General features: G+C 36.8%; 28 protein-coding genes and 1 tRNA gene (1 of these 29 only partly in view). 8 read left to right on the top strand and 21 right to left on the bottom strand.

The window, feature by feature from the left end:
- Nucleotides 1-619: 619 nt before the first annotated feature.
- From NSQ41_RS02165 to NSQ41_RS02155, 3 genes are read right to left on the bottom strand one after another with little or no spacing between them, the layout of a single operon-like run.
- Nucleotides 620-1330, bottom strand: coding sequence for a M48 family metallopeptidase (locus NSQ41_RS02165; protein WP_339198488.1), 711 nt, complete (start codon nucleotides 1328-1330; stop codon nucleotides 620-622).
- Between the two features lie 40 nt (nucleotides 1331-1370).
- Nucleotides 1371-2540, bottom strand: coding sequence for an ISL3 family transposase (locus tag NSQ41_RS02160; RefSeq protein ID WP_021292746.1), 1170 nt, complete (start codon nucleotides 2538-2540; stop codon nucleotides 1371-1373).
- A complete protein-coding gene (locus tag NSQ41_RS02155; protein WP_339198485.1) occupies nucleotides 2452-3549 on the bottom strand; it encodes a hypothetical protein in 1098 nt (365 codons plus the stop codon). Before NSQ41_RS02155 ends, NSQ41_RS02160 begins: the two co-directional genes overlap by 89 nt.
- A gap of 791 nt (nucleotides 3550-4340) precedes the next feature.
- Here NSQ41_RS02155 and NSQ41_RS02150 point away from each other — a divergent pair.
- Complete coding sequence (locus NSQ41_RS02150; protein WP_094245009.1) at nucleotides 4341-5168, top strand: sugar phosphate isomerase/epimerase family protein; 828 nt, start codon at nucleotides 4341-4343, stop codon at nucleotides 5166-5168.
- Between the two features lie 1038 nt (nucleotides 5169-6206).
- Here the strand turns inward: NSQ41_RS02150 and NSQ41_RS02145 are convergent.
- Entirely contained in the window at nucleotides 6207-6338 is a 132-nt protein-coding gene (locus NSQ41_RS02145; protein ID WP_257790163.1) for a hypothetical protein, read from the bottom strand.
- Between the two features lie 95 nt (nucleotides 6339-6433).
- Nucleotides 6434-6745 (bottom strand): transposase, encoded by a 312-nt coding sequence (locus tag NSQ41_RS02140; RefSeq protein WP_339194083.1) that lies wholly within the window; start codon nucleotides 6743-6745, stop codon nucleotides 6434-6436.
- A 517-nt stretch (nucleotides 6746-7262) separates the two neighbouring features.
- Here NSQ41_RS02140 and NSQ41_RS02135 point away from each other — a divergent pair.
- The 4 genes from NSQ41_RS02135 (at nucleotide 7263) to NSQ41_RS02120 (ending at nucleotide 9913) form a co-directional block, all read left to right on the top strand.
- Nucleotides 7263-7523, top strand: a complete 261-nt coding sequence (locus tag NSQ41_RS02135) for a hypothetical protein (protein ID WP_339198482.1) — start codon at nucleotides 7263-7265, stop codon at nucleotides 7521-7523.
- Between the two features lie 80 nt (nucleotides 7524-7603).
- On the top strand, nucleotides 7604-7924 hold the full coding sequence (locus NSQ41_RS02130; RefSeq protein WP_003352856.1) for a hypothetical protein: 321 nt from the start codon (nucleotides 7604-7606) through the stop codon (nucleotides 7922-7924).
- The gene (gene tnpB / locus NSQ41_RS02125; protein WP_003352857.1) at nucleotides 7918-8274 is read left to right on the top strand and encodes an IS66 family insertion sequence element accessory protein TnpB; all 357 of its coding nucleotides are present in this window, start codon (nucleotides 7918-7920) and stop codon (nucleotides 8272-8274) included. The genes NSQ41_RS02130 and tnpB overlap by 7 nt, the downstream gene beginning before the upstream one ends.
- Before the next feature lie 61 nt (nucleotides 8275-8335).
- Nucleotides 8336-9913, top strand: coding sequence for an IS66 family transposase (locus NSQ41_RS02120; protein ID WP_274856739.1), 1578 nt, complete (start codon nucleotides 8336-8338; stop codon nucleotides 9911-9913).
- A gap of 44 nt (nucleotides 9914-9957) precedes the next feature.
- Here NSQ41_RS02120 and NSQ41_RS02115 read toward each other — a convergent pair whose 3' ends face one another.
- From NSQ41_RS02115 to groES, 8 genes are all read right to left on the bottom strand, one after another.
- Nucleotides 9958-10380, bottom strand: a complete 423-nt coding sequence (locus tag NSQ41_RS02115; protein WP_339198480.1) for a hypothetical protein — start codon at nucleotides 10378-10380, stop codon at nucleotides 9958-9960.
- 460 nt (nucleotides 10381-10840) lie between these two features.
- Nucleotides 10841-11176, bottom strand: a complete 336-nt coding sequence (locus tag NSQ41_RS02110; protein ID WP_327864133.1) for a type II toxin-antitoxin system PemK/MazF family toxin — start codon at nucleotides 11174-11176, stop codon at nucleotides 10841-10843.
- A 40-nt stretch (nucleotides 11177-11216) separates the two neighbouring features.
- On the bottom strand, nucleotides 11217-11384 hold the full coding sequence (locus NSQ41_RS02105; protein ID WP_339194063.1) for a hypothetical protein: 168 nt from the start codon (nucleotides 11382-11384) through the stop codon (nucleotides 11217-11219).
- A gap of 96 nt (nucleotides 11385-11480) precedes the next feature.
- A tRNA-OTHER gene (locus tag NSQ41_RS02100) sits at nucleotides 11481-11555 on the bottom strand.
- Between the two features lie 301 nt (nucleotides 11556-11856).
- Nucleotides 11857-12144, bottom strand: coding sequence for a hypothetical protein (locus NSQ41_RS02095; RefSeq protein WP_339198477.1), 288 nt, complete (start codon nucleotides 12142-12144; stop codon nucleotides 11857-11859).
- 21 nt (nucleotides 12145-12165) lie between these two features.
- Complete coding sequence (locus tag NSQ41_RS02090) at nucleotides 12166-12465, bottom strand: hypothetical protein (protein WP_339194060.1); 300 nt, start codon at nucleotides 12463-12465, stop codon at nucleotides 12166-12168.
- 189 nt (nucleotides 12466-12654) lie between these two features.
- The gene (groL, locus tag NSQ41_RS02085; RefSeq protein ID WP_063388690.1) at nucleotides 12655-14277 is read right to left on the bottom strand and encodes a chaperonin GroEL; all 1623 of its coding nucleotides are present in this window, start codon (nucleotides 14275-14277) and stop codon (nucleotides 12655-12657) included.
- A 53-nt stretch (nucleotides 14278-14330) separates the two neighbouring features.
- Nucleotides 14331-14615, bottom strand: coding sequence for a co-chaperone GroES (gene groES / locus NSQ41_RS02080; protein WP_063388689.1), 285 nt, complete (start codon nucleotides 14613-14615; stop codon nucleotides 14331-14333).
- Nucleotides 14616-14863: 248 nt separating this feature from the next.
- Here groES and NSQ41_RS02075 point away from each other — a divergent pair, with 248 nt between their 5' ends.
- Nucleotides 14864-15595, top strand: coding sequence for a type II CAAX endopeptidase family protein (locus NSQ41_RS02075; RefSeq protein ID WP_339198474.1), 732 nt, complete (start codon nucleotides 14864-14866; stop codon nucleotides 15593-15595).
- Nucleotides 15596-15599: 4 nt separating this feature from the next.
- On the top strand, nucleotides 15600-15803 hold the full coding sequence (locus tag NSQ41_RS02070) for a YdiK family protein (RefSeq protein WP_063388687.1): 204 nt from the start codon (nucleotides 15600-15602) through the stop codon (nucleotides 15801-15803).
- A gap of 92 nt (nucleotides 15804-15895) precedes the next feature.
- Here the strand turns inward: NSQ41_RS02070 and tatC are convergent, their stop codons facing one another.
- Genes tatC through NSQ41_RS02055 form a run of 3 tightly spaced genes read right to left on the bottom strand, consistent with a single transcriptional unit; the run spans nucleotide 15896 to nucleotide 17494 of the window.
- Entirely contained in the window at nucleotides 15896-16642 is a 747-nt protein-coding gene (gene tatC / locus NSQ41_RS02065) for a twin-arginine translocase subunit TatC (protein WP_130158248.1), read from the bottom strand.
- A 22-nt stretch (nucleotides 16643-16664) separates the two neighbouring features.
- Nucleotides 16665-16838: a twin-arginine translocase TatA/TatE family subunit gene (locus tag NSQ41_RS02060; protein ID WP_063388685.1), complete on the bottom strand. Its 174-nt coding sequence runs from the start codon at nucleotides 16836-16838 to the stop codon at nucleotides 16665-16667.
- A 14-nt stretch (nucleotides 16839-16852) separates the two neighbouring features.
- Complete coding sequence (locus tag NSQ41_RS02055) at nucleotides 16853-17494, bottom strand: redox-sensing transcriptional repressor Rex (protein WP_063388684.1); 642 nt, start codon at nucleotides 17492-17494, stop codon at nucleotides 16853-16855.
- Between the two features lie 311 nt (nucleotides 17495-17805).
- Here NSQ41_RS02055 and NSQ41_RS02050 point away from each other — a divergent pair, with 311 nt between their 5' ends.
- Nucleotides 17806-19728, top strand: coding sequence for an ABC-F family ATP-binding cassette domain-containing protein (locus NSQ41_RS02050; protein ID WP_144598516.1), 1923 nt, complete (start codon nucleotides 17806-17808; stop codon nucleotides 19726-19728).
- 274 nt (nucleotides 19729-20002) lie between these two features.
- Here the strand turns inward: NSQ41_RS02050 and tsaD are convergent, their stop codons facing one another.
- The 5 genes in view from tsaD to thiL are tightly spaced (each overlapping or abutting the next) and all read right to left on the bottom strand, a layout consistent with a single transcriptional unit that may run on beyond the window.
- A complete protein-coding gene (gene tsaD, locus NSQ41_RS02045) occupies nucleotides 20003-21022 on the bottom strand; it encodes a tRNA (adenosine(37)-N6)-threonylcarbamoyltransferase complex transferase subunit TsaD (protein WP_130158245.1) in 1020 nt (339 codons plus the stop codon).
- Nucleotides 21022-21501, bottom strand: coding sequence for a ribosomal protein S18-alanine N-acetyltransferase (gene rimI, locus NSQ41_RS02040; RefSeq protein ID WP_063388681.1), 480 nt, complete (start codon nucleotides 21499-21501; stop codon nucleotides 21022-21024). Before rimI ends, tsaD begins: the two co-directional genes overlap by 1 nt.
- Nucleotides 21471-22166, bottom strand: coding sequence for a tRNA (adenosine(37)-N6)-threonylcarbamoyltransferase complex dimerization subunit type 1 TsaB (gene tsaB / locus NSQ41_RS02035; RefSeq protein ID WP_066248096.1), 696 nt, complete (start codon nucleotides 22164-22166; stop codon nucleotides 21471-21473). The genes rimI and tsaB overlap by 31 nt, the downstream gene beginning before the upstream one ends.
- The gene (gene tsaE, locus NSQ41_RS02030) at nucleotides 22147-22623 is read right to left on the bottom strand and encodes a tRNA (adenosine(37)-N6)-threonylcarbamoyltransferase complex ATPase subunit type 1 TsaE (RefSeq protein ID WP_130158243.1); all 477 of its coding nucleotides are present in this window, start codon (nucleotides 22621-22623) and stop codon (nucleotides 22147-22149) included. Before tsaE ends, tsaB begins: the two co-directional genes overlap by 20 nt.
- Nucleotides 22610-23549, bottom strand: partial view of a thiamine-phosphate kinase gene (gene thiL, locus NSQ41_RS02025; RefSeq protein ID WP_144598519.1) — the 3' portion only. Its footprint extends 68 nt past the window's final position; 940 of the gene's 1008 nt are visible here — the last part of the coding sequence; its start codon lies beyond the right edge, outside the window; its stop codon occupies nucleotides 22610-22612. The genes tsaE and thiL overlap by 14 nt, the downstream gene beginning before the upstream one ends.

Genomic DNA, 23549 nt, shown 5'->3' with positions numbered 1-23549 from the left:
TAGACATATCTTTAAAATCTCTTTTTTGGAAAAAGGGCTTTTTTAATATAATGCACTTAAAAGTCACTACTGCAGGCTTTAGTGCGAATGCCCCAACAAGTATAATTGCTAGGATTTCAAAAACACCATGAAAAATTGTATATTTAAATACAAACCAAAAAGAGAATGGGGGTGTTTAATAAGTCGTTTTTACGGCTTATGACGCCCCCATTAATGCTTTAGAAACGTTAATATATCGGTGTTTATGATTTTTTGTTTTCAATGGCGATTTGACTTTCAAAGACAGCCCCTACTAGTACTTAATAAATATCCTTGTAAAAGGATATACCAAAAAGAAACGAAACCAAATGAAAACACACCAATACATGCTGGCAATAAAATCATGAAATTATGAAAAAATATAGACTGCCACGTAAGCTCCTCATCATCGAGGTTTTCTGAAACTATTACTACAGCCTCCTGTTCCATGTCTGTTGCTTCTCTTACATCAGTTAACTGCAAATAAATCATTGGTCCAAAAAACTTATTAAAACAATTAAAAGTGAAAGTAAAAAAACATCTCGATTTCTTTCCAAAAATGCCATACCAAACGCCTTAAGTCGAAATATATTTTTCACGTTCATACCAAGTCCTTGATAAAGTTAATTCTTTTTTGGAAGGATGGATGAGTTTCTTTCCACTCTTTCCTTTTGAAGTCAAACTCGTCATTCTCTTTTTCACTGATTCGCTCTAACTTCATTAATGTTTGAATATATAACTCCTTATTCCCCAATTGCCTTACAGCAAATTCATCTGCTTGGTGTTCAAACATTTTACTAATTTTATTCGGAAGCCATTCTGTGAGCCCTATTAAAGCGATTATACCAACTGGAAAAATAAGGATATACTGTCCCCATCCAAATCCTAGCATAATTTTTCTAGTAAAGAACATCAGCAAACTAATAAGCGTCGCTACTCCAAAAGTAATAAACAGTATCCAACGACCATGCTTTCGTTTGATATGTCCAATTTCGTGAAATAACACTGCCTTTACCTCATCTAAAGTAAATTTTTTTATCAAACCTTCTGTCATGTAAATGTTAATGCTTTTTTTAGATGCAAAAGGAGTACTATACACCCAAGCATTCGTCTCATTCTCGGACTCTTTCTTCGTAAATAGGTTAACGTTTATACTACATGCAGCTTCTATCGTTTTTTTCAAAGAGTAAAATTGCTCGGTGAATCCCACATTTTCATAGTTCCCCATGAAACGATGTATTACAGTATAAACTAGCATTATAATAAGGGTTAACGATAAATACCAAGCAGCAAATAAATACCATTTGTCCACAATTTTGGTTCATCACCAAAAGATGTACTTGATTTTTACGTTAAAATGTGATAGAGGTCTCTAGACGGACACGCAAAGTAAAACGCTGGATATTTCGATACCCATATCCTCGCCTTTTGATCAATTTTATTTTGTTGTTGATTCCTTCCATTGGACCATTTGAGTAAGAAAAAACGATGCAAGAAAGCACTGCGTCTCTTCGGGTGATGAGTGCCTTGGCAATACTGCGTACGGCGGCACAGTCGCTAAAAAGGTACCGGTCAAACCATTGGGTCAAACGAGTTTCGGCTTGCTTTCTTGTTTGGCTTTTGGATACGTAACGGAAATGTTGAAGTGCTTGATAGACATCACGTAAATAAGCACTTTCTTGGCACCATTGTCGAACTTCCTGTCTCTCTTCTTCTGTTAATTTTTCTGGACGTTGGCTTAACAATCGGCACACGCGGCGAACGCTTCCATGTTTGGTTCCGCCTTTGGCAAGGTATTTGCGACAACGTTCCAGTGCATCGGTGAATAACTGAATCACATGGAAGTGGTCAAGAACATGGATGGCTTTTGGACATACCTTTTCAATGGCTTTTCTCATGGCAGGAGCCAAGTCGCTGACAACATACTTCACTTTGGAGGCGACGGGTTGAAGCGCCTCCACAATGGCTTCTTCATTTTTTCCAGAAGCAATGGAAAGGACATTCCGAGTCTGTGTATCCATCACCGCTACTCCGTAATCATGTCCCTTTCGGAAAGCGAATTCATCCACACATACTACTGTAGGATTCGATGTTGGTAAAAGAGCCGGGGCATATTGATAAAACCAGCGTTCTACTGTCGTATAGGCGAGTTGTAACAAGCGAGCGACTTCTTGAATCGTTTTTCCGATGCATAACTGGGCGACCCAATGTTGAAACGATTCCGTCGCGATACTGTGAGACGGAAGTCCCGGATAAGAAACGGTGAACGTCAGAAAACAGGCTTGGCAACGCCGTCTTTCTATGGGAAGTTCAATCCAAAATAAACCGACCGTATTGGTATAGCCATGAATCCATTGTTTTCGTTTCGATGATATTTTGGTTGTCCGTCCGAAGCAAGTCGGGCAGATCGGACAATGAGGAGGGAGGGAAAGTTCAAAAATCCATCGTTCTCCCTCTTTTCGTTCTCCATGAATAAGAAAGCCTGGTAAAGTGATCAAATCTTTGATAAACTGAGATTGCATGCGAAATTTCCTCCATGGTTGATGGTTTGGTCACCTTTACCATACAGGAAATTTCGCATTTTTTGTACCCTTGATCAGAAAACAACCTGATTGTCAAGTACATTTTGTGGTGAAGAGCCACAATTTTTACATATAGGGATAGTGGAAAAAGGAAAAATGAGAAAAAGTAAGCAAGACTTCCTATGGTGAGTACAAAAATTATAACTTTTTCCCTTTTTGAAAATTCAAGGAAATCTGATTCCTCCATTTCAGACTCTCCTTCAATATCCTCATCACTTTTTATCGTCCATTGGTATATAGCAGTTGTCAATGAAACTGATAAAAACGTCGGGAGAAAGATACATAACAAAATGCTCCAAATGTATGATTTTGTTAAAAGTAGTGCGTAACCCATCGAAAAATGATAGTTTAATATCAATGGAAGGATTCCAGCTAAGATAAACGGAACAAACAATGTAAAAAGATTGCGCCATGGAAGAACCTTGTTAATAAACAATGCCAAAAGAAAAGGCAATAAAAATGAACAACCATATATCAAAAAAGTAAGAGTTTTACTAAACTCCGTCTTCAATTGGATGGAGAATGATCCATCATTTTTTGCAGCACGTATTGTATATTCATTAAAAAAAAATTTCCTCTTACTAGACTGAATCGTCACTTCCTTACTAAAAGACGGTTCAACCCCTCTTCTCGTCATAACAGTCAGCTCTTCTCCAGCAGGTAAGATAATGTTTTCTGTATTGACTTTGATAAATTGATAATCAATAGGTCCAATATGAAAAGCGAGCGGACGATTGGTAGAGTCTTCTTCAGTATTTTCAATATTTAAAAGATAGTCCCCTTGGTATATGGAATAGCCAGTTAAAAGCTTCTGGACTCCTACATTTTTTTTTGAATCGAGAAGAATAAATGGCGATAAAACAGCTGAACGGATACTTAACTCAACCATAATAACCGAAACTGTAAAAAACGCCGTGACCAATAAAAATATGAGCATTCTTTTTTTCATAATAACTACTCTCCTTAATTTATAGGAAACTTGTCATAATCGATGGAATTGTTTTTAATGTCAAGTTTGCTACAAAGATAATACTTACAATAAGTAAAGGAGCAACCCGTCTTTCAGATTTCAATAATGCTTTAACACCAAAATACAATAAAACAAACTGCCATATTAAAAAAGGCTCAACTTGATTAAGAAGAGCAACAGCCACATCATGATCTAGATTTGGAACCAGAACCCGCAGTCCTACCGGTTCAAATACTTCTCCTGTAATTAAAACAAGTGTGGCAAAAGATATTGTTTACAGAAAATGATGAAGAGACGACAATTTTTTTACATGCCCTTTATTTATCAATTACCATATATAGGGTTAATTGTAAATTTTATTACATGTAAAACAGGAAATATGAACTATTGGAAAGAAAGATGAAATAATAGGCCGGAAGAAGCAGAAAATCTGATATAAGAAGAATTAGACTATCTTGTAAATGAAGAAAGAACAAGCTGAGGACTTACCTGTTTGAAGCTGCAAAACAATGAATGGAAGAAGGAATTAAAGTTATAGATTCTGAATCGGAAATTACTATTATATTTGATCCGCCAACTGTAAAACTAAGAAAAATTAAGATAATAGGACTAGATCCGTTTCAACAAAATTGCAATAACTAGTATTGAATCTGTGAAAGCTTAACAGATTCAAAATCTTACAACTTATAGTATTCAGAATATTTCAGATTTTGATACAATCTATAAATAATAGAATTGTATAAATTACTACTTGCCGGAGGGAAAATAATATGAAAAGAGATTATGGTCTTTGTTTATGGACGTTTGGAGATATAGATTTTGAAGAGAAATGTAAAATATCCAAGGAGATTGGTGTTGACGGAGTGGAGGTCCAAGGGGATTTGTCACAATCTCCGGAAGAGTTAGCAGCGATTTTAAAAAAATATGACTTGAAGGTATTGTCCGTAACACCTGAAAATGTAGACATTTCCAGTTCTGATGAAAATATTCGAGCTAGTGCCGTACAATATTTTTTAGACCTAATCAGTTGGGCGAAAAATTTAGGCGCCAACAGAATCTGCTTACATGGTGATGTTGGGAAAATACATGGATGCGGAGATTTAACAAAAGACTGGGATTTGCTTGTAGCTAGTACGAAGGAGATTGTAAATAAAGCGGAGGAAGTTGGCCTTCAAGTTGTATTTGAAGTACTCAATCGGTATGAGAACCATCAAATCTTAACAGCAAAGGAAGCGATTTCATTAATTAATGAAGTAAAAAGCGACAACCTTTATATATTATTAGATGCATATCATATGAATATTGAGGAGGCTTGTCCAATTCAGGCAATCAAGGACGCAGGGAATAAGCTGGGTGTTTATCATGTCGCTGATTCCAATAGGCAAGCTATAGGTAACGGACACTCTGATATTAGAGGTCAAATAAAAGCTTTAGATGAAATTGGTTTCAAAGGACCGATTATAATGGAAATGGTCGCAGAAGGACCCAATCCATTTACGCCGATTAAGCATGGAAACTATTTAGATGTGGTGGTCAATTACTATAAAGAATCTTTAAGACAACTAAAACAATGGGATGAAATGAAAGTTCAAGTATAAAGAAATCTCCTGACAGAAGTCGTTTTATTTCGATTGATATGATTTCAAAAACATTTTAATCCCTGTTTAGACCTTTTGAAATCACTTGTGAATCATTGAGTTTTTATACAATCAAAGCCTTGTACAGTGGCATCATATTCAACCTGTGGGGCGGGTGTGGTGATAGACTGGTCTGTATGCCGTGCAAAGTCCTATCACCTGCCCCTCTTTGCAAAAGCTCATGCCTGAATATAGAAATGAATGTTATACAGGAAGGGGATGTTTTTGTTTTTCAAACGGACTCCATACCAAGTTTATAGGAATCAAATGAACAGCGTTTGCGGGCTAACTAAAAGCAATGGATTTCGTCGAAAGCGCCATTTGGTTATTCACTCCGCTTAAGCAGCCACATAAATCAATACGTTTTGAAATTTGATTCAAATTTCTGTATTTTTAAGTATTTTGTAATCTTCCATATCACTATTAAACAAACTTTCTTCTGAAAAAACTAAATTATCAAAAAACGATCCAGAATTTCTTATCTAAACTATGATAATAGATAGGCTACATGGTATTTTGTGTATGCTCTATCTATTATTTTTTTACATAAGTAAATATCAATACTGAATGCAAGTTAAAACGGGAAATGACAGATGCAAGCAAAGATGTCCTTATCGTTGCTAAAAACAAGCATATATAAGAGTTAGAGGAAGAAGTCAAACGGTTAAGGTATTCTGGCACAGATATTGTGATGATTACGATAAAGGCATATAATGACAATAGTTAATGCATATTTATTGCGTATTAGTAAGAAATAGCGAAGTAAAGATTATTTATAAATCTATAAAAGGAGCATTCCTGTTAGAAGTTTTTTCGGGGACTTGAATAAAAAAAGCCCTCTTGGTATGATTCGGGGGTGTCAATCGGATGAATTGACCCCTAATTTGGATACCAAGGAGGACTATACATGAATTCTATCTCAAACAAGAAGATTAATCAAGTCACCGATCAAACGCTCGTCGTTGGCATGGATATCGCGAAAAAGAAGCATTATGCCTGCTAGTTGAAGCCATCGCCTGCAATTTCCTCCAGCAGGAATTCTTTGATTTGTTCGTCTGATACTTTTCGCCCGTCTTCTGTGAAGGAATAACCTGGTGCCGGACGCCCCTCACTCACTTTTTTCTCTTCCACGCGGTAGCTCTTTTGATAATAGTAGGTGGAACGAGCAATCCCTATAATCTTTAGCACCTTGGAAATGGAATAGCCTTTTTGGATCCAGTTGTCGGCTACTTCAATTTTTTCAGCAAGTGAGGGTTTTTCTTTTTTATCATGTCGCGTAAGATCGCGATTTCAAGGTCTTTTTCACCAAGCAATATTTTGAGCTTTTCATTTTCCTTGGATATTTCTTTCGGGTCAAGGCCCGGCAAAACAGTGACATCAACATCACCATATTTGCCATCTTTATATTCCCGCACCCAACGGGATACCATGTTGGAATTCAGTTCATAACGGCGGGCAACAAGGCTGTTATTGCCTGTCTCCTGTGCCTCTTTGATGACTTGTAATTTAAACTCCTTGGAGTGTTTGGTTCGTGTCATGTTGTTTAGCCTCCTTGGTACATTAAGCAGTATATTATTTTTTACTCTTATTGTCCAAGTTCATTTAGGGGCTAAATAGGTATTGTAAATTCTCCTTATCTGCTAAGAGAAGGATTTAGCTACCTTTTTGTTATCTGTTTTACCCTTAAAAAGATAATTTTATTGATGCAAAAGGCTTTTACCATCTTTCCCTCTACTGTAATTGTTTTTTCACTTAGAAAACTTTTTCTAAAAAGTTATCTTTATGTTTTTTACATGGTTTCTGTTATTAATACTTAAAACTTCTCCGATATGACAAATACATTATTATCCGCAATTACACTTTTTGAACTTTTTTAAGAGTGTAAATTATGTAAATAAATATTGTTCCTTTTTCCTATTCACCTATATTTTTCCTGTTGATAGAATGATAACAAGGAGGAGGTGGGAATTTATACTAAAGCAAACAATTACAGGTTGTAACCTAAATACATGGTCATTGGTTTGCTACTAATTATACGACTAATTAGGGGAGGAAATGAGCATCAATAGACTAGCTAAAGGATTCATAGTAACTGCTTCTTTAGCCCCTGCCTCTACTTCTTTTGTCCAGTCACCTCAAACTAAAGAAAATGATACCAATCCCACTGGAATAGCTTCATCTGTTGTTTATACTATAGATAATCAACCATCAAAGATTCAATTACTCATTGAAAATCCTGTCAAAGATGCTATTAGAGCTGTACTAAAAAACAAAGCAAAGCTTTTCAAACTTATAGAAAAGTTTGCAGAAAAGTAAGCGTCAAATCTTGCACACCTTCTTGATGTGCTAATTTCATGAGATAATCTCCTCAAGATGAAATTGAAGGAGGTTTTTTTATGCCTAAGAATCCTGAATTACGAAAGGTTTGGGAACAACGAATCGCTGACTATCGTAAAAGCGGTCAAACTCAAGTAAACTGGTGCAAGGAAAATCAATGGAGTATTCACCAGTTTAAATACTGGTTAAGAAAAATTGAAAATCCAATAAAAAATCAAGGAAAGTCTACAAAATGGGCATCCGTTACCCTAGAAGATCATTCACAAACAGTTGAAAATTCATTACGGATTGAAATTAGTGGGATTTCAATTGAAGTAAAACCTGGTTTCGATCCGGCCTTTCTTTCAGAAGTGGTTAGGACGTTGAAATCAACATGTTAGTTGGTACAAGAGCTGAACGAGTTTACTTGGCAAAAGGAAGTACTGATTTGAGAAAATCCATTGATGGATTAGCTGCTTTGGTGAAAGAGGGATTTGATTTAGATCCCTTTTCATCAAGCTATTTTGTGTTCTGTAATCGAAAGCGAGATAAATTAAAAATTCTTCACTGGGACTATAATGGTTTTTGGCTTTATTATCGTCGATTGGAAAAAGGAAAATTTCAATGGCCAAATGAAAATGACACTGGAACGATACAAATTAGTTATCGGCAATTACGCTGGTTATTGGATGGTCTTGCAATGGAGCAAAAGAAAGCACACCCAGAAGTAAAGGCTAGAACAGTTATATGAATTTTTTACTTTTAACAAAAACCTTGGAGGAAAATAGCTAAAACCGTCGAATTATTACTACATGATGAAAAATTTAAAGAATCCTACCCAAAACCCATTTGAATTAATTGAAAAACTTCAACAGCAAATCGTTGAATTGACGGCGAAATTACAATGGTATGAAGAACAGTATCGTCTTAGTCAAAAACGAAAATTTGGCTCTTCAAGCGAAAAAACAAATCCTAATCAATTAGAACTACCTTTATTCAATGAAGCAGAGGTAGAGTCTAATGTAAAAGCCGAAGAGCCAACTGTTGAAACAATTACATATCGTCGTAAAAAGAAACGTGGTCAACGTCAAGCTACGTTTGAAAACCTGCCTATGGAAACGATTGAATATCGTTTACCCGAAGAAGAGCAGGTCTGTTCGTGTTGCGGTGAAAAAACACACGAAATGAGCACAGAAGTACGACAAGAATTAGTGATTATTCCGGCTCAAGTCAAAGTTTTAAAACACGTTCGATATGTCTATGGATGCCGTCATTGTGAGCGTAATGAAATAGAGACACCAATCGTTACAGCACCTGCCCCAAAATCTGTGTATCCAAAAAGTTTAGCTTCACCGTCAAGCATGGCATATATTATGAATCAAAAATATGTAGAGGGGCTACCTCTATATCGCCAAGAACAACAGTTCAAACGATTAGGTGTGATCTTATCCAGGCAAACCATGGCCAATTGGATGCTTTATGGTGCCGAAAAATGGCTTGCGCCAATTTATCAACGAATGAAAGAGCATCTCCTCTCTAAAGACATTCTACATGCGGATGAAACAACTGTTCAGGTTTTACATGAACCTGGAAGGTCAAGCACATCGAAATCTTACATGTGGCTTTATCGGACTGGAAGAGAGGATCCACCACTTGTCCTTTATGACTATCAGGAAACTAGAGCAGGAGAACATGCCAAAGAATTCCTAAAAGGGTTTAAAGGATACCTGCATGTCGATGGATATGCAGGATACCATAAGGTATCCGGCGTAACATTAGTTGGATGTTGGGCTCATGCCCGCAGAAAGTTCGATGAGGCTTTAAACGTACTTCCTGAATCCAAACGTCATTCAGCAGTCACAGCTCGGGAAGGACTCAATTTCTGTAATCAGCTATTTGCCATCGAGCGTGATTTGAAAGAATGTACACCAGAAGAACGATATAAAAAACGACTTAAACACAGCCAACCATTGTTGGAGGCTTTTTCAGCATGGCTAAAAACAGAGAAAAGCAATGTTTTACCAAAGAGTCTATTAGGTCAAGCCATTACATACTGCCTCAACCAATGGGAAAAACTCGTGGCATTTTTAGAGGATGGACGATTAGAAATCGATAATAATCGAAGTGAACGATCCATTAAACCATTTGTGATCGGAAGGAAGAACTGGATTTTTAGCAATACTCCGAAAGGAGCTAAGGCCAGCTCAATCATTTACAGTATTGTGGAGACAGCAAAAGAGAATAAATTAAATCCATTTTATTATCTTCGCTACTTATTTGAAAGGCTTCCCAATATGGATATAAGCAATATGGATGAGCTTGATCAACTACTTCCTTGGTCCAAAACAATTCCTTTGAATTGTCGGGTTTTTAATAACTTATCACAATAATAGTATTTAATCCCTATCATTAAAAGGTGGGGATTATTTTACGCTTACTTTGATTCATTCACAGTATCACAATAAAGGTCGATATAACCCTTCTTATGAAGGTAATCATATTCTTTTTTATTATTTCGATAATCTTCATGTACTGATACAATTTGACGAAGGTTATAATCATTAGCAATACAAATATCACGAAGAACTCTTAATATTAACAAATGATTCTCATTTAATTTAAGAAAGTATTTCAAGTAACATTTTCTTACTTTATTTTTATTTCGTTCATTTTCTTCCCTCCTGATAAATTGCATCACCACTAAATCAATATCGCCATTGGCAAAATACTGTACTGCTCCAATGTACTGCCATTCATCTGTTCCTTTTAGCTTTATATAATGAGCAAATGTTACACTATAATCAGATTCACTTACTGTTTCCGTCTTTATTTCAAACAAATCACTGGCTTTTATCATCTTCTTCCCTCCAAATAAAAAAAGCACCCTGAAAAAAGGATGCTTATACACAATTTTTATTAATTTTTTGATTAACTATTGAATTATACGTTAGCATAATTCAATAGGGCATTACAAAATTCCTTCTTTTTTAAAAAATTTACAACGAAAAAGACCTCCATATGGTTATTGAGGAGGTCTTTAATGACTGATAAAAGCAGGAGACAAAACTCCTGCCCCATTTCAAAGATACACAAAACTTCCATTTGGAAGCCTATTGTCACTAAAGTGACTAAATAATTTTTTGAAATGGTGTAAATATTTTATGCACTGTTGACAAAAATATGATTATTAAATGAAATTGGGGAAGACAATTTCTCCCCCTAACAAAACTCAAAAGATTGAGCCATTTGCCTTGTTTAAGGCTAAATAAATTTTATGAGTCCATTTTAAAGTATTATATAAGGGTTTGTCAATAGATTTATTTTAAACCTAATTGATTTTTTACTTTTTTATTTATTTCTTTGAATAATTCATTTTTTATCTTACCTACTCTTTTATCTAATCGAGCTTTATCAATTGTTAGTATTTCTGTAACATTTATTCTAGATGGATCTTTATCTAGTTTGCCATAATACATATCATTATTAGTGAGTTTGACATGAAACGTTTCGTTAATATTATTTCCATCACCTTTAATCGTTAATACATTAACGGTATCAGCAAACATATTTCCGGTGTCGTTTTGTAATATTAAGACCAAATGATTTTCACAGAGTTCGCTACCTATATTCTCTCCAATTAGAGCATTGTAAATTTGACCTCGTTTAACTTGAATAGGATGAATTTTATTAGGATTAGCATTTCTTTTTTTTTTGATTTTGAATTGCTAATTCATGTAATGAGCATTCAATAGGTATATTTTTTATAATCCCCTCTGCTTTAGGAAAGTATTCTTCTTTCATTTTTGGTTTTAGATCTTGAACTTCCTTAACAAGTTTTGACATTTTTTCTTCAATACTCATTCTATCATCCTCCAATCTTCTCTATATTTTACCATATTTCGAGAATGATAGGAGGAATTTCCTAGTAACTTCGACAAGAGAAAACACATTTTACGGTGAACTCGGCAGGATTCGAACCTGCAAACCGCACAGTATTCAAACTGGCTGCTCTAACCGTTGAGCTACGAGTCCAAAAAGAAAAAATAAAAAACCACATTCCCAGAATGTAGTTTTCATCACCAATTCTTTTCAATCTCATTACTAAATTTCTTCATAAACAAATATTGGTTCAACGCAATCAAAAACAATAACACATAAATAAACACGCCAATTCCACCAGCTACATAATAATTAACATTTACTTTAAATAGCGTTTCAATCAACCAAGCAATTCCACACGCTAAAGCCGCAAATACAGTACACCACATCAAAGAAATAATAGCTGTGATAACTTTTTGTGATCTATCATTTTAAACATTTGATTTATTCCCTTTCACTTAGCATGATATTCTTCAATTACCTTGCATAAGCAAACATCTACACCATTTTCGTTTTCATCATTTTTTCTTCGTTCAAATTCTGCCTTTGCTTCCTCGTATGTATCAAATATTTCTTGCCCGGCATCACAATAATCACTAAAAACAGCATGTTTATCCTTAAAGCCATTCTCCCAATCCTCAAACGAACACTGTCCACATTCCATTTCTCCAGCTTTCTCATACGGGATTTTTAAACCACATTTAGTACATTTAAATAAACTAGGAATTTCAATTTTTTTCATTCAATTCACCTTTCTAATTGATTATATTACCTTCTTAATCTCAAACTCTATCCAATCGCCTTGCTGCAACAACTTCAAAGTACAATAACGGTAAAAATCATCATCAAAAGGAACTTCTTTATACTGCCTAAAATTAATTATGTAATGCATATACATTTCCGCATATTCAGGTTTATCATTAAAAAACTCAATCACATTCTTTTTCCATTGTTCGTCTATGTAGGCATGTGCAGCTTTTTCATCATAATTAAATTTCTTTAAAATATCCTCATTCGGCTTAAAAAGTTCTTCTTCCTTATAAGCATATTGACCATCAATCAATAGTTGATAAATTCACCTAGAAGCGTTTCATAATTTCTTATGTTCGCTTTTGTTGTGTTTTTGAATTTCCGATCTTCTAAAAAATCTTGATATGCAAATTTGAGCAACAAAAAAGGACTACCTCCTTTTTATAGGAAGTAGTCCTTACGATTGAATATATTTGTTTCTGTGACTAGTTCACTGCAATTATTACATCATTCCGCCCATGTCAGGCATGCCTGGGTTGCCGTTACCTTTGTTTTCTTCTGGTTTGTCAGCAACAACTGCTTCAGTTGTTAAGAACATAGCGGCAACGGATGCTGCGTTTTGAAGAGCAGAACGAGTTACTTTTGTTGGGTCAACGATACCAGCTTCGATCATGTTCACCCATTCGCCTGTAGCAGCGTTAAAGCCGATTCCAACTTCTTCTTTTTTCAAGCGTTCAACGATAACAGAGCCTTCTAAACCAGCGTTGTGAGCGATTTGGCGAACTGGCTCTTCTAAAGCGCGAAGAACGATGTTTACACCAGTTTGAACGTCGCCTTCTGCTTCAATTTCAGCAACTTTTTTGTAAACGTTAACTAGAGCTGTACCACCACCGGAGACAATTCCTTCTTCCACTGCTGCACGAGTGGAGTTAAGAGCGTCTTCGATGCGAAGTTTACGTTCTTTCAATTCTGTTTCAGTAGCGGCACCAACTTTGATAACTGCTACGCCGCCAGCTAATTTTGCTAAGCGCTCTTGAAGTTTTTCTTTATCAAATTCAGAAGTTGTTTCTTCCAATTGAGCTTTAATTTGATTTACGCGAGCTGCAATTTTGTCGCTTGCGCCTGCGCCTTCAACAATTGTAGTTGTTTCTTTCGTTACAACAACTTTTGCAGCGCGGCCTAATTGAGAAATAGTAGCGCTCTTAAGATCTAAACCTAAATCTTCTGTAATAACTTCACCATCTGTTAAAATGGCGATATCTTCTAACATTGCTTTGCGGCGGTCACCGAATCCAGGAGCTTTTACAGCTACAGCATTAAATGTACCGCGAAGTTTGTTCACAACTAATGTTGCTAAAGCTTCGCCTTCAACATCTTCAGCAATGATTAATAAAGGTTTGCCTTGTTGTACAACTTGCTCAAGAACTGGCAAGATTTCTTGGATGTTAGAGATTTTCTTGTCAGTAATTAAAATGTATGGATTTTCAAGAACAGCTTCCATTTTATCAGAATCTGTTACCATGTATGGAGAAGCATATCCGCGGTCAAACTGCATTCCTTCTACAACGTCAAGCTCAGTAGTGAAACCTTTAGATTCTTCAATAGTGATAACGCCATCGTTACCAACACGTTCCATTGCTTCAGCAATTAATTTACCTACTTCATCATCCGCAGCAGAAATAGCAGCAACTTGAGCAATTGATTCTTTTCCTTCAATTGGTTTAGAAATTGCTTTTAATTCTTCAACAGCTGTAGCAACTGCTTTTTCAATTCCTTTACGCACACCCATTGGGTTTGCGCCAGCTGTTACGTTTTTAAGTCCTTCGCGGATCATTGCTTGAGCTAAAACTGTTGCAGTAGTTGTACCGTCCCCAGCAACATCGTTTGTTTTGCTAGCAACTTCTGCAACTAATTTTGCACCCATGTTTTCAAATGGATCTTCTAATTCAATTTCTTTTGCAATCGTAACGCCATCGTTTGTAATTAACGGAGAACCGAATTTTTTCTCAAGAACAACGTTACGGCCTTTTGGTCCTAAAGTAACTTTAACCGCATCTGCTAATTTATCCACACCACGCAGCATTGCACGACGTGCTTCTTCACTGAATTTAATTTCTTTTGCCATGTTGCGAAAACCTCCTCAAAATTTAAATTGTCTATGATATTGGGCTGTCTCTATTAGCCGATCACAGCCAAAATGTCGCTTTCACGCAAAATTAAGTATTCTTTGCCGTCATATTTTACTTCTGTGCCGGCGTATTTTGAGAAGATAATGCGATCGCCAACAGCAACTTCAACTGCAACACGTTCACCGCTGTCTAATACACGACCAGTACCAACTGCTACTACTTTACCTTCTTGAGGTTTTTCTTTAGCTGTGTCAGGCAATACGATGCCGCTTGCTGTTTTTTCTTCTGTTTCAACAAGTTCAATTACAACGCGATCACCTAATGGCTTTAACAAGGGAAACAACCTCCTCAAATATCTTTTGAGATTTTCAAAATTTATTCCTTATTCATTATTAGCACTCATTGCTATCGAGTGCTAACACCAATTATTATATTAAAGAAACCTCCTCTATTTTTCAAGTCTCTTTTAAAAAAATTTTAACATCCTCCATTAAGTGCTTACCTTGTCAAAATTGTTTTTCTTTCTTAAAACCATTGTGTGTTAAAATAGTCATATGAATCTTTTATAAAGGAGAACTATTCGTGAAAAAGCAATATTGGTGGATCATCATTACGTACATCATTATGCAGCTCTCATCCTATATTGGAGTTCCCCTTTTTTATGAACTGGGTGTTGGCGTCGATGGAAATCTCAATGCAGGACTTTTTCAAGCGCAAGCATATTGGTCGATTACAAGTTTTACTGCTGCGTTTGTCATTATTTTATTTCTCCTTCGTCATGAACGAAAAAATAATGTCCGGATTGAAAAAGCTTCTTTCGGCGAATCTGCCATATGGGCTGTTTTCGGAGTTTTTTTAGCTTTTTTCATTCAAACAATCGTTGGCAATATTGAAATATATGTACTTAAAGTTAATCCGATGTCGGAAAATACTCAAGTTATTATGGATTTAATTGAAGCAACGCCTTATTTGATTATTGTCACATCAATAATAGGACCGATTCTTGAAGAAATTATCTTCCGAAAAATTATTTTCGGGGTGATTTATCAAAAAACGAATTTTTGGATCGGCGCGCTTGTCAGTTCGCTATTATTCGGCATCGTGCATGGGGAGCCTGAACTTTTATTGCGTTATACAGCAATGGGATTTACGTTCGCTTTTTTATATTATAAAACAAAACGCATATTAGTCCCTATTTTTGCCCATACAATGATGAATACAATCGTAGTCATCATTCAAACAATTTATCATGATGAGATTGAAAACATGATGAAGCAAATGGAACAAATACAAATCATTATTGGAGGCAGCTAAGATTATGAATTTTCATCCCGTTTCCATGGGACTCTTCTATTTTATCATGGGAGTTCTATTTACATATTTAGCAATTCATCATGCTGAAAATGGTATGTGGACAGCTACAAATATGATTTTAATGATTTTAGCCACGTTTGATTTTGCTGTTTCCATCCGCATGTTCACTTTCTCATATAAAATTCGGAAAGCAAAAAACAACCGATGAGGTGTAATGATATTATCCCTCTTGTGTAGACAGTAGGAAAAAAGCCTATACTGTCTACTTGACAGGGATATGTTTATAACAGCCCATCGGTTTTACTTTTGATCTGATTCTTTTATTTGAGAAGACTGTGCTTTTTTGTAAGCAAATCTTGAAACAATGATACTTATTTCATACAAAATGAATAGCGGAATCGTGACCATTAAATGCGACACAATTTCAGGCGGCGTAATGATCGCTGCGATAACAAGCAATACAAAATACGCATATTTTCTAACCTTTACCAAAAACGCCGGATTGATGATCCCGAGTCTTGTTAAAAACATAATGACAACGGGAAGCTGAAACAACAGTCCGAAAGGCAATGTTAACTGCAGCAGGAAACGAAAGTATTCATTTATTCCTATCATTTGTTGAATGTTTAAATCATTGGAAAGCCGCCCCATAAAATCGATGACAAAAGGAAACAAAATAAAATAAGAGAAGCTTATACCTAAAAGAAATAAAGCAACCGACAACGGTATATAGCTTAATGTGACCCGCCTTTCTTTTTCATACAGTCCTGGGCTGATAAACGCCCAAAGCTGGTACAATAAAACAGGGAAAGTTAGAATTAAAGCAATAATAAATGTAAACTGCATATAAACGATCAATGGATCTGCAGGACGAAAAGCATTTAAGGCGAATTGCTTTGCTTCATCAGTTTGCTGTAAAAAAACAATAATTGGCTTCGCTATGAAAAAGCCAGTAATCATAGCAACGAAAAAGAAAACGACTACAATAATCAGCCGTTTTCTAAGCTCCGCTATATGCTCCAACACGGACATTTTTTTTTCGCTCATCATTATTCATCCATTCTTCTTGCTATTCATTTTTCTTGTTTTCTTCATCATCGTCTGCTAAGCCCTTCGTGGCACTTTTAAACTCCTTTAATGATTCTCCTATAGCTTTTCCAAGCTCAGGAAGTTTTTTCGGCCCGAAAACAAGCAGAGCTGCAAATACAATCAACAGCAAGCTTCCAATTCCAATTGTTGGCATTTAATATCGCTCCTTCAATCTTCATTCGAATAATGTTTTAAAAAATATGCAAGAGCCTGAAGTTCAACAGATAGATCGATATGATGAATCCGAATTTTATCCGGAACATTTAAGCGAGCCGGCGTAAAATTTAAAATGCCTTTTATGCCTTTTTCCACTAACCGATCCGTTATTCCTTGAGCGGCGGTTGCCGGGACCGTTAATATCGCAACAGGCACATCATCAGGCAATTCACTTTCTAGCTGATCCAAATGATAAATTGGAACTCCACCAATTTTCATTCCTACTTTTCGTTTATTAATGTCAAATGCAATAACAATTTGCGTGTTGTTATTTTTTGTAAAATTGTAATTTAAAAAAGCTGTTCCCAAATTTCCGACGCCAATGAGGGCAACTTTGGTCAACTCATCTTGGTCAAGCGTCTTTCTAAAAAATGATAACAAATAATTGACATTATATCCATAACCTTTTTTGCCCAGCGCTCCGAAATATGAAAAGTCCCTTCTAATTGTCGCAGAATCTACTTTGACTGCTTCACTCAGTTCTTGAGAGGAAACACGTTGTTTTCCCGAGGCATGTAAATTTTGCAAAAACCGATAATATAGAGGTAATCTTTTTGCAGTTGCTTGCGGTATCTTAGATTGATCTTGATTCAATGCTCATCCCTCGCAATCCAAAACAACCTGACTAATTTTGTTTTTAGCTATGTTTTCTAGCAAGCGGCTGCTCGCCTGTATGAAACAATATCAGACTGATAACGCTTCCATCCTGATCTTCTTCTCCGTCTACATTTCTTTTTATTTGTTTTTTCTCCAAACTCTCCTTATATAAAAACTATACACTATTTTTTTATTCGTGTCTTTTGAACGATTGTTACAATTTCTTGTCCTTTTGTTCATCAGGTCAGTTGCCTGCAGTCAAATATATAGGCTACACTTATTCTAGCAAAGATTGAGGTGAACTATGGATGATTTTATTGCAGTTAAACAAAATCACAAAATATTATGGTGCTGACCTTATTTTATCGAATATTAAGCTGGAAATCCAAACAGGAGATAAAATCGCCGTTGTAGGCCGCAATGGAGCCGGAAAATCAACATTATTGAAAATCATTGCCGGTGAAATGCCCTTTGATTCTGGTGAAATTGTGAAGCCAAAAGATTTAACAATCGGCTATCTGGCACAAAACACAGGATTAGAATCAACTAAGTCGATATGGGATGAAATGCTAACCGTTTTTGAAGAGCTGCGGAACATCGAAGCTGAGCTGCGAAATATTGAACAAAAAATGGCAGCTATCTCCTCAGCTGGAGATTCTCATGCTTTGCAAAGCTTAATGAAGGAATATGATTCACTCCAACATTTATATAAAGAAAATGGCGGATATCAATATGAGGCGGATATCCGTTCTGTGCTGCATGGATTAGGGTTTGCTGATTACGACTATTCAACTAAAATTTCGGTTTTGAGCGGAGGACAAAAAACCCGGTTAGCACTCGGAAAGCTCCTGTTGAAAAAACCGGATCTGCTCATACTCGACGAGCCGACAAACCATCTTGACATGGAAACATTAAACTGGCTCGAACAATATTTACAGCATTATAATGGAGCGGTTCTAATTGTTTCCCACGACCGGTACTTTTTAGATCGCGTTGTCAACACTGTTTATGAAATATCACGAACAGTTTGTACGAAGTATGTTGGGAATTACAGCGCTTATTTAAAACAAAAAGCGGAAGCGTACGAAAGGGAATTAAAACAATTTGAAAAACAGCAAGAAGAAATCGCGCGGATGAAAGATTTTATTCAACGAAACTTAGCAAGAGCATCGACAACGAAACGTGCGCAAAGCAGAAGGAAAATGCTTGAGAAAATGGAAATACTGGACAGACCCGCTGGGGACGAGAAGTCAGCCAGCTTTTCCTTCGAAATCGAAAAGCAAAGCGGCAATGACGTGTTAAAAGCCATTGATTTGTCCCTTTCCTACGATCAAAAAACTCCGATCGTGAAAAATATTAACTTTTCGATCAACAGGAAGGACTCAATTGCCTTAATAGGGCCAAACGGAGTTGGAAAATCTACCTTATTAAAAACGATCATCAACCGCTTAAAGCCGCTGAGCGGAAAAATTCAGTTTGGATCTAATGTCCAAATCGGATATTATGACCAGGAACAAGCGGATTTGTCTTCATCTAAACGGGTTTTAGATGAATTGTGGGATGACTATCCCGAAAAAACAGAAAAAGAAATCCGAACGGTTTTAGGGAATTTTCTTTTTTCCGGAGATGAAGTGCTGAAAACCGTCTCGTCTTTAAGCGGAGGAGAAAAAGCTCGGCTCGCTTTAGCGAAATTAATGCTAAAAAAAGCTAACTTTCTCATCATGGATGAACCTACGAATCATCTGGATCTCGACAGCAAAGAAGTATTGGAAAACGCTCTGATAAATTTTCCTGGAACAATCTTGTTTGTTTCGCATGATCGTTATTTTATCAACAAAATCGCGACCAAAATTTTTGAATTATCCACAGAAGGCATTGCCGAATATATCGGGGACTATGATTATTACATTGCAAAAAAAGCGGAGATGATCGAGCTTGAACAGTTGAAAGAACCAACTATCGAAACCAAAGAGCAAAAACAAGGAAAATTATCTTATGAACAAGAAAAAATATTGAAAAAAAAGGAACGGCAAAGACAGCGCCGCATTGAAGAACTTGAAAACAAAATAGCAGAAATTGAAGAAGCGATCGCTGAAAACAATGAAATGCTTTGCGATCCAAATATATACCAAGATCATGAAAAAGCTCAAAAACTTCATGATCAAAATGTCATGTTAACGGAACAACTAGATCAACTGATGGAGGAATGGGAATCACTTCTTTCTGAATAACCGGCTCATGCCGGTTTTTTATTTATTTTGTTTCCTTCAGCATGTTTCTCTCAAACAGTTATCCACATCATTAGTTCCTTACCTTATAATATTTTTCTTATTTGTTCACATTATCCACAACAAACCCCTTTAGTTATCCACATGTTTCACCTTGTTTTTTCTTCTTCTATTTCAATGTTTCGTCTTATTTATCCAAAATGAAGCTTTTCTTTGTGGATAACCTGTGGTTAAAACAAAAAAATAGGGCCGCTGTTCATTCGACCCTATTTTGCCTCTATATATATGACGTTAATTCCAATCCAGGATGAGCATTCATACGATAATCACCGAAAATTCCTTTTTCATAAAGTACATCAGCGAAAGCTGCAATCATGGCCGCATTATCTGTGCATAAGGACAATGGTGGAATGACGAGGTCGATCCCTTTTTTCTTTTTGAATGCTTCCTCCATAGCAGTTCTTAATCCTTTATTCGCCGCTACTCCGCCTGATAAAAGAACTTGCTTAGCTTGATACTTCTCACTGGCACGAACAGTTTTTTCCACTAAAACTTCTACAACACTTTGCTGAAAACTTGCAGCCATATCTTTCGGATCTATCGTGATCCCTCTTTGCGCCGCGTTATGAAGAGTGTTAATCACCGCTGACTTCAGCCCGCTGAAACTAAAATGAAACGAGCCTTCTTCAAGCCATGCTCGCGGCAAATCAATGGAAGCAGTTCCTTCATGTGCTAGCCTGTCGATATGAGGCCCGCCCGGATAAGGCAGGTTTAATGTTCGCGCTACTTTATCATAAGCCTCTCCTGCTGCATCATCAAGTGTTTCCCCAATCACCTCAAAACAACCGTGCTCCTTCATATAGACAAGCTCTGTATGGCCGCCGGAAACAACTAATGCAATCAGCGGGAAAGAAAATTCTTTCACAAGACGGTTCGCATAAATGTGTCCTGCAATATGATGTACTCCGATTAGTGGAAGATCATACGCAAAAGCTAAAGCCTTTGCGGCATTGACTCCAATCAATAATGCACCAACCAGCCCCGGTCCTTCTGTCACGGCTATGGCGTTCAAATCGTGATACGAAAGATTCGCCTGTTTTAACGTTTCTTCTAATACGAGAGTAATTTGCTCGACATGATGGCGTGAAGCGATTTCTGGAACGACTCCGCCAAAACGTTTATGGCTTTCAATTTGGGAAGCAACGACTTGTGCAACAATTTCTTTTCCGTTTTTCACAATGGCAGCTGCTGTTTCATCACAGCTTGTTTCAATTCCTAAAATTAATCGATCTTTCATTATAAATTCACCTGCATTAATATCGCATCTTCTTGGTTATCCGTATAATAGTTTTCCCGGATTCCGATTGGTTCAAAATTCAATTTCTTATATAATGATTGCGCAACAGTATTCGAAACTCGGACTTCTAATGTAACGGTTTTGGCTCCTTTTTCTTTTGCTACGTTTAAAACGCTTCTAAGCAGGGTCTCTCCCAGCTTTTTTCCCCGATACGCTGGAGAAATAGCAATATTGGTAATCTGCCCATCATCAACAATCACCCATAAACCGCAATAACCTACAACTTTTCCTTCATATTCTATTACTAAATAAGTAGCAAAATGGTTATGGACCAATTCCCGATAAAATGATTCCTTTGTCCAAGGAACCGAAAATGACAGCTGTTCGATTTCATAAACACGATGTATATCTTCAACTGTCATTTTTCGAACATTTACTTGATTATTAATCATGTTGACGTTTTTTGCTGCTCGATCCATTTCGCTTCCGCCTCTGCTAACCTTAAATAATTTGGCACAAACTGATGAACATTGACTGCTTCTCTAGTCATTCCCAGCAAACCTAGCAATCCCGGACGCGGCTGGTGCAATGACGGATCCCCGATGACTGCCAACTCACCCATTATTTCTTTGATCAGATCTAAATGAAGAGAAACATCATTCCCTAAAAAGAGCACCCGCTTTTTGAGCTGTTTTATTTCATTCAACCAATCTTCTAGCAGAATATTTCTGTCTTCTTTCACACAAAGTATGTTTTCTTTAAATTCATACAGCCCGGTATAAACTCGTCCTCTTCTTGCATCAAATAAAGGGCAAATCAATCCGTCAAAAAAACGCCCGTTCAGCGCAAGCACTTCAAGACTGGAAACGCCCGTTAAAGGAATGTTTCTAGCCCATGCAAGCGTCTTAGCAATTGTTACACCGATTCGCACACCAGTATAAGAGCCAGGACCTTGGGCAACCACAATCTTTGTTAAGTCGCTGGGCTGAACGTGGCACTCTTTCAAAAGATAATCAACTGCCGGCATTGCACGAACAGAATGGTTTTTTTTCAAGTTCGTCATATATTCGCCAATAATTTTAGTTTCGTCTACTAACGCAATGCCTAAACAGTCGTTTGATGTATCAATCGCTAATACCGTCATCAGTAAAAAACTCCTTACACAGCTTAATATATCTTTTTCCCTTCGGCCTAAAAATTAGAGATCTTGTATTGTCCTGAATGTAACGGATGAATACATCCAGTCTTTCCTCCGGCAGTTGATCTTCTATATAATGCGCCCACTCTACAACTGTTACACCGTCTCCATCAAAAAACTCATCAAACCCTAAATCCTCATCGCTATTTTCAATCCGATAAACGTCCATATGATAAAGCGGCAGTCTGCCGTCTGTATACTCCTTCATGATTGTAAAAGTAGGACTGCTCACTGTTCTGCCAATGCCCAAACCTTTTGCCAGTCCTTTCACAAATGTAGTTTTGCCTGCTCCAAGATCTCCTTCAAGCGTAATCACATCGCCCGCTTGTAAGTGCTGAGCCAGCTTCATCGCCATATTCCCTGTCTCTTCAGGATTTGTTGTTTTTATTTCAAATTGATCCAAATGAATCACCTTTTTTAAAATGATTGTAGCCTTTGCTTAATAGCCGTTTGCGAATATTTTTTTCTTGCAAATAAACCGATGGGCTGCCTTCAAATACTTCTCCGATCTTCGTTATGCGTATTCCTTCTTGCTCGCATTTTTTTTTCAATACTTCAAAGGAATGTTTAGAAGTCGTTCCTACCAGTTCAAAATCTTCTCCTCCAGTGATAGCCCACTCAAATTGCTTTTCTAACGGCAATAATTGTATTGAATCACTTAATGGAAGAAGATCTTTATGTACGACGATTTGTACGTTGCTCATGTCAGCTATCTCATTCAATTCGCTTGCAATACCGTCACTAATATCATTAAGGCTCGCCCGATCCACTTCAGAAATAATCCTGCCCGCTTTTACTTGCGGCTTCGGACGTCTATGGCGAGATACTAAATATTGATAATCTTCCTCCGGCAAATTGAACTCATCGTTTAATAGAAGGTGCAATCCAGCAGCTGAATCCCCCAGAGTACCCGTAACAAAAACCACATCCCCCGGTCTTGCTGAGCTTCTCAATTGGGCTTTCCCGCGTTCAACTTCTCCAATCAAGGTGACGGTGATGACGAGGTGATCAGCAATAGAAACAGTATCTCCACCGATTAAATCCACTTTATATTTTTCTGCGGCATCTGCCATTCCTTTGTATATAGATTGTAAGTCTTTCTCGTGCCATCGAGAGGGAATCGCAATGGAAACTAAAAAATACTTTGGAATCCCGCCCATTGCGGCAATATCACTAATGTTCACTGCCAAACATTTAAAGCCGATATCAAAAGGCTCCATTGTTTTACGTAAAAAATGAACCCCTTCGACCATTGTGTCTGTGCAGACTATTTGCTGAAAACCTTTATTCGGTGTGTAAACTGCGGCATCGTCACCTATTCCGACAACA

Source organism: Aeribacillus sp. FSL K6-8210 (assembly GCF_037963925.1).
Lineage (GTDB): Bacteria > Bacillota > Bacilli > Bacillales > Aeribacillaceae > Aeribacillus > Aeribacillus composti.
The sequence above is the reverse complement of the archived record's forward strand: the minus strand, read 5'-3'. Positions and strand labels throughout refer to the sequence as shown.

Excerpts from the sequence above, each read along its gene's own strand:
- NSQ41_RS02160 (WP_021292746.1), bottom strand. The coding sequence starts at position 2,540 with ATGCAATCTCAGTTTATCAAAGATTTGATCACTTTACCAGGCTTTCTT.
- NSQ41_RS02155 (WP_339198485.1), bottom strand. The coding sequence starts at position 3,549 with ATGAAAAAAAGAATGCTCATATTTTTATTGGTCACGGCGTTTTTTACA.
- NSQ41_RS02150 (WP_094245009.1), top strand. The coding sequence starts at position 4,341 with ATGAAAAGAGATTATGGTCTTTGTTTATGGACGTTTGGAGATATAGAT.
- NSQ41_RS02140 (WP_339194083.1), bottom strand. The coding sequence starts at position 6,745 with ATGACACGAACCAAACACTCCAAGGAGTTTAAATTACAAGTCATCAAA.
- NSQ41_RS02135 (WP_339198482.1), top strand. The coding sequence starts at position 7,263 with ATGAGCATCAATAGACTAGCTAAAGGATTCATAGTAACTGCTTCTTTA.
- NSQ41_RS02130 (WP_003352856.1), top strand. The coding sequence starts at position 7,604 with ATGCCTAAGAATCCTGAATTACGAAAGGTTTGGGAACAACGAATCGCT.
- tnpB (WP_003352857.1), top strand. The coding sequence starts at position 7,918 with ATGTTAGTTGGTACAAGAGCTGAACGAGTTTACTTGGCAAAAGGAAGT.
- NSQ41_RS02120 (WP_274856739.1), top strand. The coding sequence starts at position 8,336 with ATGATGAAAAATTTAAAGAATCCTACCCAAAACCCATTTGAATTAATT.
- NSQ41_RS02115 (WP_339198480.1), bottom strand. The coding sequence starts at position 10,380 with ATGATAAAAGCCAGTGATTTGTTTGAAATAAAGACGGAAACAGTAAGT.
- NSQ41_RS02105 (WP_339194063.1), bottom strand. The coding sequence starts at position 11,384 with ATGAGTATTGAAGAAAAAATGTCAAAACTTGTTAAGGAAGTTCAAGAT.
- NSQ41_RS02095 (WP_339198477.1), bottom strand. The coding sequence starts at position 12,144 with ATGAAAAAAATTGAAATTCCTAGTTTATTTAAATGTACTAAATGTGGT.
- groL (WP_063388690.1), bottom strand. The coding sequence starts at position 14,277 with ATGGCAAAAGAAATTAAATTCAGTGAAGAAGCACGTCGTGCAATGCTG.
- NSQ41_RS02070 (WP_063388687.1), top strand. The coding sequence starts at position 15,600 with ATGAATTTTCATCCCGTTTCCATGGGACTCTTCTATTTTATCATGGGA.
- tatC (WP_130158248.1), bottom strand. The coding sequence starts at position 16,642 with ATGAGCGAAAAAAAAATGTCCGTGTTGGAGCATATAGCGGAGCTTAGA.
- NSQ41_RS02060 (WP_063388685.1), bottom strand. The coding sequence starts at position 16,838 with ATGCCAACAATTGGAATTGGAAGCTTGCTGTTGATTGTATTTGCAGCT.
- NSQ41_RS02050 (WP_144598516.1), top strand. The coding sequence starts at position 17,806 with ATGATTTTATTGCAGTTAAACAAAATCACAAAATATTATGGTGCTGAC.
- tsaD (WP_130158245.1), bottom strand. The coding sequence starts at position 21,022 with ATGAAAGATCGATTAATTTTAGGAATTGAAACAAGCTGTGATGAAACA.
- rimI (WP_063388681.1), bottom strand. The coding sequence starts at position 21,501 with ATGGATCGAGCAGCAAAAAACGTCAACATGATTAATAATCAAGTAAAT.
- tsaB (WP_066248096.1), bottom strand. The coding sequence starts at position 22,166 with ATGACGGTATTAGCGATTGATACATCAAACGACTGTTTAGGCATTGCG.